The organism is Chromobacterium aquaticum (assembly GCF_021129195.1).
In the GTDB taxonomy this organism is placed as follows: Bacteria; Pseudomonadota; Gammaproteobacteria; order Burkholderiales; family Chromobacteriaceae; genus Chromobacterium; species Chromobacterium aquaticum.
The window spans coordinates 1-12,109 of record NZ_JAJOHW010000134.1 but is presented as its reverse complement, the minus strand read 5'-3'; the positions used below and the strand labels follow the sequence as shown (position 1 = coordinate 12,109).

10 protein-coding genes and 1 tRNA gene are annotated in these 12,109 nt (G+C 57.0%); 5 read left to right on the top strand and 6 right to left on the bottom strand.

Annotated features, from left to right (window positions below; genetic code table 11):
• The 3 genes from LQT98_RS19160 to LQT98_RS19150 all read left to right on the top strand — a co-directional run.
• On the top strand, positions 1–1,024 hold a 1,024-nt coding region (locus tag LQT98_RS19160; RefSeq protein ID WP_231464386.1), incomplete at its 5' end, for a cytochrome-c peroxidase.
• Between the two features lie 161 nt (positions 1,025–1,185).
• Positions 1,186–1,809 (top strand): YopT-type cysteine protease domain-containing protein, encoded by a 624-nt coding sequence (locus LQT98_RS19155; RefSeq protein WP_231464384.1) that lies wholly within the window; start codon positions 1,186–1,188, stop codon positions 1,807–1,809.
• A 640-nt stretch (positions 1,810–2,449) separates the two neighbouring features.
• Complete coding sequence (locus LQT98_RS19150; protein ID WP_231464382.1) at positions 2,450–2,881, top strand: hypothetical protein; 432 nt, start codon at positions 2,450–2,452, stop codon at positions 2,879–2,881.
• Between the two features lie 55 nt (positions 2,882–2,936).
• Here the strand turns inward: LQT98_RS19150 and LQT98_RS19145 are convergent, their stop codons facing one another.
• Together LQT98_RS19145 and LQT98_RS19140 are read right to left on the bottom strand one after the other, a co-directional pair.
• Entirely contained in the window at positions 2,937–4,991 is a 2,055-nt protein-coding gene (locus LQT98_RS19145) for an ATP-binding protein (protein ID WP_231464380.1), read from the bottom strand.
• Positions 4,992–5,032: 41 nt separating this feature from the next.
• Entirely contained in the window at positions 5,033–5,659 is a 627-nt protein-coding gene (locus tag LQT98_RS19140; RefSeq protein ID WP_048410147.1) for a glutathione S-transferase family protein, read from the bottom strand.
• Positions 5,660–5,827: 168 nt separating this feature from the next.
• On the opposite strand from LQT98_RS19140, the gene LQT98_RS19135 reads away from it, so the two are divergent.
• Positions 5,828–5,903 (top strand) — tRNA-Ala (locus tag LQT98_RS19135).
• Positions 5,904–6,381: 478 nt separating this feature from the next.
• Here the strand turns inward: LQT98_RS19135 and LQT98_RS19130 are convergent.
• Both LQT98_RS19130 and LQT98_RS19125 read right to left on the bottom strand, forming a co-directional pair.
• Positions 6,382–8,088, bottom strand: a complete 1,707-nt coding sequence (locus LQT98_RS19130) for an amidase (RefSeq protein ID WP_231464378.1) — start codon at positions 8,086–8,088, stop codon at positions 6,382–6,384.
• A gap of 160 nt (positions 8,089–8,248) precedes the next feature.
• Complete coding sequence (locus LQT98_RS19125) at positions 8,249–9,184, bottom strand: LysR family transcriptional regulator (protein ID WP_231464375.1); 936 nt, start codon at positions 9,182–9,184, stop codon at positions 8,249–8,251.
• 228 nt (positions 9,185–9,412) lie between these two features.
• Between LQT98_RS19125 and aguA the strand changes: the two genes are divergently transcribed.
• A complete protein-coding gene (gene aguA, locus LQT98_RS19120) occupies positions 9,413–10,549 on the top strand; it encodes an agmatine deiminase (protein ID WP_231464373.1) in 1,137 nt (378 codons plus the stop codon).
• Positions 10,550–11,151: 602 nt separating this feature from the next.
• Here the strand turns inward: aguA and LQT98_RS19115 are convergent.
• Together LQT98_RS19115 and LQT98_RS19110 are read right to left on the bottom strand one after the other, a co-directional pair.
• Positions 11,152–11,676, bottom strand: coding sequence for a GNAT family N-acetyltransferase (locus LQT98_RS19115; RefSeq protein WP_231464371.1), 525 nt, complete (start codon positions 11,674–11,676; stop codon positions 11,152–11,154).
• 141 nt (positions 11,677–11,817) lie between these two features.
• Positions 11,818–12,109 (bottom strand): helix-turn-helix domain-containing protein (locus tag LQT98_RS19110; RefSeq protein WP_231464369.1); only part of this gene is annotated, 292 nt, incomplete at its 5' end.

The following is a 12,109-nucleotide window of genomic DNA, read 5'->3' as shown; positions in this document are numbered from 1 at the left end:
GGCCTGGCCCGCCCCCACGCTGGACGCGGCGGCGCAGACCGGCTTCCGCGACCTGGGCCTGCTGCCGGCGGCGCCGTTTCCGGCCGACAACCTCTATAGCGCCGCCAAAGTGGCGCTGGGCGACAAACTGTTCCGCGATCCACGGCTGTCCCGCAACAACCGCATCGCCTGCATCAGCTGCCATGCGCCGGAACACGGCTGGAGCGATCCGCGCTCGGTATCCCAAGGCCACATCGGCCAATTGGGCGGCCGCAACGCCATGACCCTGCTCAACACCGCCTACGTCGGCGCGCTGTTCTGGGACGGCCGCGCCGCCAGCCTGGAAGAGCAAGCCAAGGGCCCGGTGGTCAATCCGCTGGAAATGCACCAGCCGCTGGGCCAGGCCGTGGCCAAGATCGCCGCCGCGCCGGAATACGCGCCGCTGTTCGCCGCCGCCTATGGCGACAGCCGCGTGGACCTGGAGCGCATGGCCAAGGCCATCGCCACCTTCGAGCGCACGCTGATCAGCCACGACAGCGCCTTCGACCGCTTCCTCAAGGGCGAGCGCGCCGCGCTGAACGACCAGGCGCTGTGGGGCCTGCATCTGTTCCGCACCAAGGCGCGCTGCATCAACTGCCACAACAGCCCGCTGCTGTCCGACAACCAGTTCCACAACACCGGCCTCAACTACATCGGCCGCGACAAGGAAGACCTGGGCCGCGGCGGCGTCACCGGCCTGCGCGCCGATTTGGGCAAGTTCCGCACCCCCACCCTGCGCGACCTGCTCTACACTGGCGACTACATGCACAGCGGCGACATGCCGCTGGATGAGGACGGCGCCGGCGTGATCGAGTTCTACAACAACGGCGGCAATCTGGTGGAAGCCGTGGGCGTGGAAAAATACACCCAGCCCAAGCCATCGCCGCTGCTCAAGCCGCTGGGCCTCAGCGCCGCGGAAAAGCAGGCATTGCATGCCTTCCTGCAAGCGTTGTCCGGCCCGCCGCGACTGCAGCCGGCCAGCGAGGCCGAGTTGTTCCGCCGTTGAGCAACGCTCACGCTCAGCCATGGCCCGGCCTCGCCGCCGGGCCGCGTTCGCGCTGGATTCCACTGGCGCAAACGCCGTTTACGGTTTATCCCAAAATATCGCGCCATGACAGGCTCGTGTTTTGCCAACTGAAAACCGACGGATAGCAAGAGGGGGACGCGATGGCGTGGTCGCTGCAAAGGGCTTTCAATAATGCCGGGAACGGCGCCAACGCCGCCGGGGTGTGCGAGGCCGCAGTCTGCCTGTGGCTCAAGCACATCCAGGACCGCGTAGGGAAATTCAATATGGGCAGCAGCGCCGGCGACTACCTGCCCACCACCCAGCAGGCGGACGCGCTCTACCAGCAGTTCGACAACGGTGCCTATCTGTTCCGCTTCGCCTCCTACCTGGAGCAGCAGGTCTACCCCTCGGTGGCCGCCCACAATCGGGTGGGAGACGCCAATCACGCGGAAACCTTCGGCCTCGCCTTCTGCCACTACTGCAACAACGCCCACGGCGCCAGCGCCCAAGCCTGGCAGAACATTCTGGAAAACCTGATGGTGCGCGGCGACGCGCTGTTCCTCAACCTGATGCGCAACGGCGGCGCTTCCGGCCACGCCGTCGGCGTCTACAAGGGCAGTGACTATATCTGGGTGTTCGATCCCAATAGCGGGCTCTACCGCGGCAATGTCAGCGCCGGCTGCTGCAGCGCGGCGGACTTGTTCCGCGCGGCGCAATACCTGGCCGGCCTCACTACCGGTCACTGGAACCAGACGGTTTACTACGGGCTGCATATGCGGGGGTGATTTGCGAAGTTACGATTTTTGAGAGTTTGAATCCGCTTCGCGGATGATGATTCAGGGCCGGTTCCGCCCGGCAAACGGAAAGGGGAATTTGCGCGGCCAAATTCCCCTTTACCCCAAAGGCCGCCCTGCAAGCCTGGCCTACGGCTTCCCGCCGGGTCCCGTCAGGCCCGAGGCGCGGCTGAACTCGCGATTTGCTAGCGTCAAACCGCTCGAACAGGCCGCCGCTTAAAACGAGCGAAGCGAAGTTTCTGCGTAGCTAAAACCTCGGGCCTGCCACCCGTCGGCAGGCTTGAAGGGAGCTGGGGCGCATCGAATACGTGGTTTTCTTAACGTCACATTCGCTTGTGCAAGCCTGAACCAGTCGCTTCTCCCTTGACCCCTCTCGGGACAACGGCAACAATCCGCCTTGTACCGCGTAATGTCGGTACCGGGACTGCAAACCCGTGGGAGTTAGGCCAGACATGTCAACTGCGGTTGATGTGTCCGAACGTCATTGGCACGACCTTTTCAAGGGCGGGCTATGGCGGGGAGGCCTATGGCCTGCCGGTCCTTACTCCCGGTTTTGCAGCCCTGTCATGTGCCCGCCACCCCCGTCTGCAAACGGGGAGGCTTTCGGAGCTTTGAGTAAGGAGATCCTGCCATGAGTAATCCGTATTTCCCCCCACGCCGCCGTTATAAAGGCGTATCGCTGGAAGCCGTCGAAATGCTATTGCCCTTCGTCAGCTTCATCCCCGGCCGCACTTATCCCCATTACTGGCAGATCGAGCCCAGCTACGACTCTTATCCACAGGCCTGCGCCGATGGCCGCGAATACGCCGCCCATCTGCTGCAATGGCTGAAGGACAATCCGCTGTTGGTCGGCTCTGGCCTGTTCGGCCGCATCGCCCGCGACATCGACTTCGCCAACCCGCAGCAACGCGGAGCGTGGGAAGCGTTCTTCCGCCATCTGGAACGCGTGCTGGCACTGGGCGTGCGCAGGTTGGATGTGTTCGCCCATGTCGATAGCCAGCATGACTACCACCGGGCGGTGGAGGCGAGTTTTGAGCTGGAGGGCAAGGTGAGGAAGGTTTAGGTGACATTTTAAGTCGGCCTGAGAAGTAAAGAAGCCCGGCGTTGCCGGGCTTCTTTTAAAGGGTAGGTGGAAGGCCAAGTTTATGAAATAAAACCTTATTTCTCTTTTTTGCGTCTTCTAATAGTTTTTTAAAGCTTATTACTTCAATATAAGCATTTAAATTGTCATTTACACCATAGTATCCAAGTTCATCTGGGGCTTTTTTCAATCCTGCATTTTCTATTATTTGTACTAGTTTTTCTGTTAAGTCAGCGATTAAATAACAATAAAATCGTGTTTGGCTTGGGACTTTAATGCGTTCGCTGTTTGAGTCAGTTGCCATACCATCTTTTATTTTTCTGACGTAGTTGTAAATTTGGGCTAAGGGATTTTTTGATTGTAAGCTATTTTCATCATAGTCATCACGCTCTGGCCTCTTTAGCTCAATAATAACAACGGCTTGATGTGGGTAGTCACCTTCAATAAAAGCAGATGGGCGGTCAAAAATAAGTATATCAGGTCTGTCATCAGATTCTGAGTTAATATTAATATTCTTACGTAACTCAAGGTCTGAAGCTAAATGATAGTGATATGATAGCCGTTCGTCTACAATCCATAGGTTTTGATGCCCGAACTCTATTTCATCAGAGGTGGTTCGTGTCGGGTATAAAATCCTATGAACCTCCTCTTCTAAAACATAGCGACCATCTTTTTTTTGAAGAGCGGTTTGAAGTAGGTCTAGCATAGTACGGCGATGTACAACATATTTTGCTAGTTCGGATTGACGTAGATCCTGTACCGTTTCAACATAGTGTTGAAATTTCTCTTGATACTTAGGGTCCGTCATGGCAACTCTACTCATGTCTTGTATTATTTTTTTCCCCCCCTCTCTAATTTCCAATTCTAGCTTTTGTTTTATTTTATATAGTTCAATGTCTAGCTTCTCATCGGCCATTCCTGCGGGGATGTTTTCTAATTCTTTCTCCGCGTGTTTTAACAGTACGCGGTATTCAGGTTCTTTTTCTTTAATAAATTTATCAATATCTTGTTTTTTTGTTTTAGAAATTTGATCTAAATCTGATTTTAGTACCTCTTTTATAGTGTTAGTGATTTTTGAATATATGAACCGCTCACTTTCTTCAAAAAGGTCTCCTTCTTCTTCAATTTCTTCATTTTCGAAACTGATGGAGGTTCTCATGCTGCTGACACGGTTATCTAAATAATCACCGTATACTAAGCAATAAAGAGAGTACGGTGTTCCCTTTTCAGATTTTAAGGGTAGGAATTTTAAATCAGGGATAAATTTAGATATTTGGACTGATACAACTTCACGATCATGTGCGCAAAGAGAAATACTGTGAGATATATCGGATGAGCTTAACCGAATCATTTGCATGATCAGAGAGTTTGATTCGCTAATTTCAATAGTGTATGAATTTTTATCTATTAGTATGTCTTCTAGAAGGCTATTTATTGAAATCTCTTCATTGTAAGTTGGGTCAGCTAGTGTAACGCTCGGAGGATTATCTTGTAAGAAAGATGCAATATGGTGTTCAAGTATCTTTTGGGATAATGTAGATATTTTTACAGGTAGCTTTGACTTAAATCGTTTCTTGCAATCAAGAAGTTTGACTGTAGTTTTTTTGTCAGCACCTGGCTCAATGCTGAAGATGCTTTCTTCGCTTATTGGATTGGCATTCAGTGTGAACTTGAAGTATCTCCGATTTTTTTTAAATTCATCTTCGAAAATACTGTCAACTTCTACATGTTCAAATGCCTTTAGCCAAGTAAAACGGCCTAGTCCCTTTCCTCCAAACTCTTCTTTGTGTCTAGAGTTTACAGTTCTAAATGAGACGTAATTTTCTTCAGTAAATCCGGGGCCATTGTCTTGGATTTCAAAACCACATATTGGGGCGAGTGTTTTGTCTTCAAATAAATCGCCTGATATTGTTTCTCTTATTATTGTTACTTTTATTTCCTTTTTTACACAGTTTGAAGTTGAGTGAATTGAATTGGCTATTGCCTCAAATAATGGCATAAGCGATTTATAGGCAGGTAGATCTGTATTTTTCACTAAGCCAATAATGTCGGTATGCCATTGATTTGGCTTAATTTGATCTGGGCTAGTCATAGTTATTGATTGAGTTATGTTGGGAATAATGCAAATTGGAGCTAAGCCACGCCGACACTCCCATGCGTCACAAACCCCGGCCGTTGAATCAGGCGCTGGTAATAGGCGTGCGCATGCGGCAGCTCCGGCTTGTCGAAAGGCGTCAGCTGCCAGCGGTGGATGGACAGGCCGAGCACGATGTCGGCCAGGGTGAAATCGTCGCCGCAGATATAGGGCGTATCCTGCGAAGCCAGCTGCCGGTCCAGAATGGCCATATAGTGGCCCCATTGCTGGATGCTGGCCTGGATTAGCGCCGGGTCCTGGTGTTCCGGGCTGTGGCGGCTGAGGCCGTGGAAGGCATAGCCCCAGGAGCCGTTCAGCTCGGTGGCCTGCCAGTCCATCCATTTTTCCACTTGGGCGCGGCTGCGCGGATCGGCGGGCAGCAAGTGGCTGGCCCGGCGCGAATCGGCCAGGTAGCGGCAGATGGTGTTGGATTCCCACAGCACCAGGCCGTCGTCCACCACGGTCGGAATCAGCGCATTGGGGTTGAGCGCCAGGAATTCCGGGCTGCTGGCGGACTGAAAGCCGCGGCCCCAGTCTTCGCGTTGGTAGTCGATGCCGATTTCATGACAGGTCCACAGCACTTTGCGGACGTTGATGGAACTGGTGCGGCCCAGGATGCGCAGCATGGAAATCTCCGGCAATGATGTTGGGATAGACCGGAGCAGTGTAGTCCCGCCGGGGGCGGGCATGCCATTGAAATGGCCAGTTGTGGCGAGGATGCGCCAGCTTGGCCGGGAGCAGTGGGGTCGGGCTTGGCAAGTGCAAGGCCCTTGTCATATCATGGCTGTCGATTTGGGCCGATAGCTCAGCTGGGAGAGCGCTGCGTTCGCAATGCAGAGGTCGGGAGTTCGATCCTCCTTCGGTCCACCAATCCCCCCTTCTTGTTTTTTCCTGCGTGAAACTAGAGAGCATTTTTTGCCGCTGCTGCAAAGATAGGCGATCGGGCCTTACACGAGAGAGTTCGTAAGCATTGGCATTAGAACCTGTTCAAAGTCTCGCGAGCAAGAGCGAGACAAGGCGAAAACGGCTGAGAAAGCGGAATGTACAAGCGGTACATGAGCATTTCGAAGTTGTTTTCAACGCCGTATCGCCGAAGCGCAGCAGACTTTGAACAGGTTCTTAGGCCCATGCACATAACACTGAACTGTGCATCACTATCCCAGCAAACCCGCCTAACGGCGGGTTTGTCGTTTCTACTGGGTGTTTTTTCAAGTGAAGTCGTCGTCCAGCGCCACTTCCCATGGATCAAGGTTCGGCCAGAGCGGTAATCTCCCTCAAGGCAAGCAATGATGGCTTCCAAGCCACTGCTACCGGCTGAACCCCCATCCTGATCTGCCCTAGCCGGTGATCATTGAGCTAGCGGTGGCGTGCGCGGCGGTATCATGCGCTTGCTGCCGGTGGCTTCAAATGCGCCAGCGAAGCGCAGCAGCGCGTTGTCATCATAGGCGCGCCCCGCAAAAGTCAGCCCCACCGGCATGCCGATATCAGCCATCACTCCCATCGGCACGGTAACAGTGGGGACGCCAAGATGGCGGATGGCGAGGTTGCCATTGGCCACCCAGACGCCGTTGCTCCAGGCGATGTCGGCTGAGCGCGGATTGACGTCCGCATCTGCCGGGCCGACGTCGGCCACGGTGGGGAACAGCACGGCGTCCAGCTTTAGCGCATCCATCCAGTCTTCCAGATCCAGCTTGCGGGTCTTTTCCAGGCCACGCAGACCATCCGGCACGCTTTCAATCCGGTCATAGGACTTGAGGCCCCGCTTGGCCATGTTGACGTACTCGTCCATGCCGGCGGCCAGGTCTCCTTCGCGGTTTGGCAAGGTGCCCGGATCGTGCGGGAAGATCTTCGGACCATCCACGTCAGCCAGTTGCTTGAGCTTGGGGTCGCCGTTGGCGCGCAGGAACTCATCAAAAGCCCAACCGGACAGTTCCCACAGCTCGTCATTGAGAAACTCAGCTGAGACGATGCCGCGGTTGAATACGGTGGGCGCGCCGGGACGATCGCCTTCACAGTTGGAAACCAGCGGAAAATCCACTTCGATGACTTCCGCTCCGGCGGCTTCCAGTGCCTGACGCGCGGCTTCCCAGAGATCGATCACCGACGCACGGGTATGGATGCGCTGTCCGGTCGGGCCGCCGATGCCAGGCGTTTCGCTGGTGCCGGCCAGTTCGTCCTTGTTGATGTACATGCGTGGTATGCCAAAGCGCTTGCCCTTGAGTATCTCGGGCTGAGCCAGCAGGCCGGAATAGGAATCTGGCCGGACCGCCGAGGCTTTGGGAATTTCCACCCAGGGCTGCAGGCGCCATAGGTCGCCACGGCTGATCGGGTCGTCCGCGACGATGACGTCGAGCACTTCGAGCAAGTCCGCCATGGTGCGGGCGTACGGCACGACAACGTCCATGGTCGGCGTCAATGGCCAGTTGCCGCGTACTGAGATGACCCCGCGGGACGGCGTATAGGCGCACAGGCCATTGTTCGAGGCCGGGCCGCGGCCGCTAGACCAGGTCTCCTCGGCCATGCCGAAGGCGGCGAAGCTGGCGGCCGTCGCGGTACCGGCGCCATTGGAAGAGCCGGAGGCGAACGGTGCCGTCAGGTAGTTGGCGTTATAGGGGCTTTCGGCACGGCCGTAGCAGCCGCGCTGCATGCCGCCATTGGCCATGGGCGGCATATTGGTCTTGCCCAGGCAGATGGCGCCGGCGGCGCGCAGGCGCGCTATGGTGAAGGCATCGTGTTGAGCTAGCAGATCCTTGAACGCCGGGCTGCCTGAAGCGGCGGTCAGTCCCTGCACCAGATAGCTGTCCTTGGCGGTATAGGGGATGCCGTCCAGCGGGCTCAGCGTTTCACCACGGGCGCGACGGGCATCGGATGCCTCGGCTTCCTTGATCGCATCCGGATTACGCACCACCACCGCATTGAGCCTGGTCTCCGTCGCGGGGCCATCGTAGGCCTCTATCCGCGCCAGATAGGCCTGGACCAGTTCAACCGCTGTCGAACGCCCGGATTCGAGCGCTGCGCGCAGCTCGGCAATGGATAGCTCGGTAACCTCGATCATGCTACTACCTCCACTAAGAAGACGGATTTCATTCCCATCGCGGCGACCGTTTCCTGCAGGCGCAGGTGGGTCAGCGCGCGCATGAGCTGTTCTGCAATATGGCGGCTAATCTACAAGAGATAACGTTATGCGGGAAAATGATTCATTTTGATGCACTTATTCATGTGGCGAATACCGGGGCCGCATCATCGGATTCGATGAGGCTGCGCATCAAGTCGCGCAGCCAGTGCAGCGCAGGATGACTATCCTGCACCGGGTGCCAGATGCAGTTAAGGTGGTAGCCTGGCAACTCTTCCGGCAATGCAACCATCTTCAACGGCCAGTAGCCCGCCATCATCGCCGCTACTTTCTTGGGCAGGATAAACAAATGATCGGTGTTGCTGACGATGGCGGCTGCGGCCATATAGCTTTGGCTGTGCACCGAAATCTTGCGCTGCAAGCCGCGCTCGGCAAGAAAATCATCCATTGGCGACCCCAGATTGCCCAGCGGCGCGTGGAAGACATGCGGCAAGGCAATCAGATCCGATAGTGTCAGTCTATCCATCTGGAGCGGATGATCATGGCGCAAGATGCCGATCAGCGGCTCGTTCAGCCAGGTTTCCCGGCACAGATAGCTGGGGATGGACATGTATTCGTCAAAACCCAGCAGGAAGTCGATTTCACCGTCGGCCAGCGCCAGTTCCGGAATGTCTTCCCGCAGGATGGTGATGTCGATATGAACGTTGGGCGCTTCCTCCGCCAGTTTTTTCACCAGGGGCGGAATCAGCACGCACTCTACATAATCCGTGGTGCACAGGGTGAAGCGGCGCGCCGATGTTGCTGGGTCAAAGGCCTCCGGCTGGCTGAAATGGCTTTGCAGCAGGCTGAGCGCCTGATGGACGCCCTGTTGCAGATAGAGTGCTTTTTGCGTCGGTAGCATGCCATGCGGCGAGCGCACCAGCAGCGGGTCGTCGAAGAATGTCCGCAAGCGATTGAGCGAGTGACTCATCGCCGGCTGGCTGACAAACAGTTTCTCTGCCGCCCGTGTGACACTGCGCAGGCTGATCAGGGCATCCAGTGCCAGCAGCAGGTTCAGATCCAGTTGATGCAGCTTCACACCATTCACCGTATTTATGAAAGTATTCGTATTGTTCATTTGCTGAATAGTTTGGCTCTCCATAGACTACGTCTGTCAATCACTTCGTCGTTCATTGCAGAGGAAATCTGCAGTTCCAGAACGCTGATCCGCCCGGCGAATGTGCATTGGTCGAGCCTCCGCATCGCGCAGATCGGGAGACGAGCCGAGTCTGTCATCCGCAAATGCACGATCTATTGAATACTTCTGATGGCATTTATCAAGTCGATGGTGATCAAAATGAACAATAAAACGCACAATAGCCTACCTGCCGCCGATGGTTTTCACATGCCGGCCGAGTGGGCGGAGCATCAGGCGGTATGGATGATCTGGCCGCAGCGCCCGGATAACTGGCGCCATGCCGGACGCGAGGCGCAACAGGCCTTTGCTGCCATCGCCAAAGCCATTTCGGCGGCCACGCCTGTGTTCATGGCCGTGCCAGAACCGTTCATGTCGCAGGCGCGCGCAGTCATGCCGTCCGAAGTCACCCTGGTCGCGATGAATAGCGATGACTGCTGGATGCGCGACAGCGGACCGACCATGGTGATCGATCCGGCGGGCCAGCTGCGTGGCGTGGACTGGAAGTTCAATGCCTGGGGCGGCTTCAATGGCGGGCTGTACCATCCCTGGGATCAGGATAGTGAAGTTGCGGGCCAGGTGTTGGCCCACCATGGCTTTGATCGCTACCTAGCCCCGCTGGTGCTGGAAGGCGGCTCGATTCATGTCGATGGTGAAGGCACGCTGCTCACCACCGCGGAATGTCTGCTCAATCCCAATCGCAATCCGGATTTGTCCAAAGCCCAGATCGAGGCCTTGCTTTCCGAGCATCTGAATGTGACGCACTTCATCTGGCTGCCGGAAGGCGTGTTCATGGATGAAACCGACGGTCACATCGACAATATGTGCTGCTTTGCCCGTCCTGGGGAGGTTGTGTTGCACTGGGTCGACGATGAACAGGATCCGCAGTATCCGCGTTCGCAGGCCGCTTACGAAGTGCTGTCCAAAGCGCGCGACGCCAAGGGCCGCCAGCTCAAGATCCACAAGATGCTGGCTCCGGGTCCCTTGTTCTATGAGCAGGATGAAACGGTTGGCGTGGTGGCTAGCGGGCAGGCCGTGCCGCGTGAGGTTGGCGAGCGCATGGCCGCTTCTTATGTCAATTTCCTGATCAGCAACGGACAGATTATTTTCCCGCTGCTCGATGAGCGTACCGATGCCGCGGCAGCCAGCCGCTTGCAGGAGATCTTCCCGGAGTACCGAATTGTCGGCGTCCCGGCGCGCGAGGTACTGCTTGGCGGCGGCAATATCCACTGCATCACCCAGCAGATTCCGGCAGGCAAGGCTAGCTGAGGCACTATCGTGCACGGCGGGTGAATGCCCGCCGTTTTTGTCTGCCATGAGCCTAGCTTGTGCAGTGTGCGATCAGCTTATGCTCCCCAAGTGCGGCCAGCCGATACTTCCGGTTTCACATTCTTGGCCTCTCCAAGCTATTCCGCAGCCATTTCGTTTTCCTCCCGCCACATCCCTTGGCAGAAAGCCGCCGGCATGGGACAGAATGATGTTCACCTCCGGATGGCGTGCCTGCGTGTCGTTCAGCACCATCTGCACCGCGGTGCGGGTGGTGTCGAAGGAGGCACTAGCGGTCCGGGCATGCCGGCGATGGCGTCGATGGCAATCACTGACCTCTGGGCAAACCGGCCTAGGGTTTGCGCGAGTGGAATAGGCGGGGCCGGCAGGGGGCGTGGCCAGTGCTTTCGGTCTTAGAACCTGTTCAAAGTCTGCTGCGCTTCAGCGATACGGCGTTGAAACCGAGCTCAAAATGCTCATGTACCACATGTACATTCCGCTTTTTCGCTCGTTTTCGCCTTGTCTCGCCCTTGCTCGCGAGACTTTGAACAGGTTCTTAGGCGGTCACGGAAGCTTGGTCCGGCCGCCACGTAGATCGTGCATCGTCACACGTCGCGTCCCAAAAGCTGGCAGGGCCAGCCGTCAATGTCCAGGGCGGAGATTCGCTCGTAGCCGCAGGATTCATAAAAGCGCACCAAGGCGCCGGAGCCGCCGCCATAGCAATCGACCCGCATGCGCTTCACTTCCGCCAGCCTGGCCTGATCCTCCGCGAAAGCCATCAAGCGCCGGCCAATGCCGCGTGCGCTGGAGTGGCGCGAGGCGACCAGCAATCGCACATATATTTCCGGCGCCGTCGCGGCCGGAACATAGGGCATGGCCTCGCCCAGCACCAAGGCCGCGCGGATAGGGCCGTCGCGCTGTTCCGCCACCCAGGCGCCGGGCAGCGAGCAGGCTTCGACCACCCTCGCCACTTGCCGCGGCTGGCTGGACCAAGGCTCCGCTCCCCATTGTCCCGGGTTTTGTATTTCGGCAAACCAGGCGATGATTTCATCGAAAATGCTCAACACCGCGGGGGCGTCGGCGGCGTTGGCGCGCCGAATGATCAAGCTGTCTGACTCTGCGTTCGCCATGTGGGGTCTTTCTCTCATTACTCGTCTAGAGGAAGCGGCTTATCCGCCTTGCATCCCATGGTTCGCGGCCAGGGGCTTGATCATTCTACTCGATTGACATTCATCAGGCCGGCATGCTCGCCGGTGCCAAACCCCAATCCGCTAGGCCGGCCCTTGCCGCGCGAAAAAGCGCGCCGGCGATTCGCCGAAAGCGCGCCGGAACATCGCGATGAAGTTGCTGGGCGAGGCATAGCCCAACTCATCGGCCACCACGGCCACGGCGGCGCCGCGCGCCAGCATTTCCATGCCGCGTATCAGCAGTGCCTGCTGTCGCCATTGCCCAAAGCTCATGCCGGTATGCGCCTGGATGTGGCGGCGCAGCGTGCGCGGCGACATCGCCGCGGCGGTCGCGCAGTCGGGCAGCGCGAGCTTGCCGGCCGGCTCGGTCAGCAGC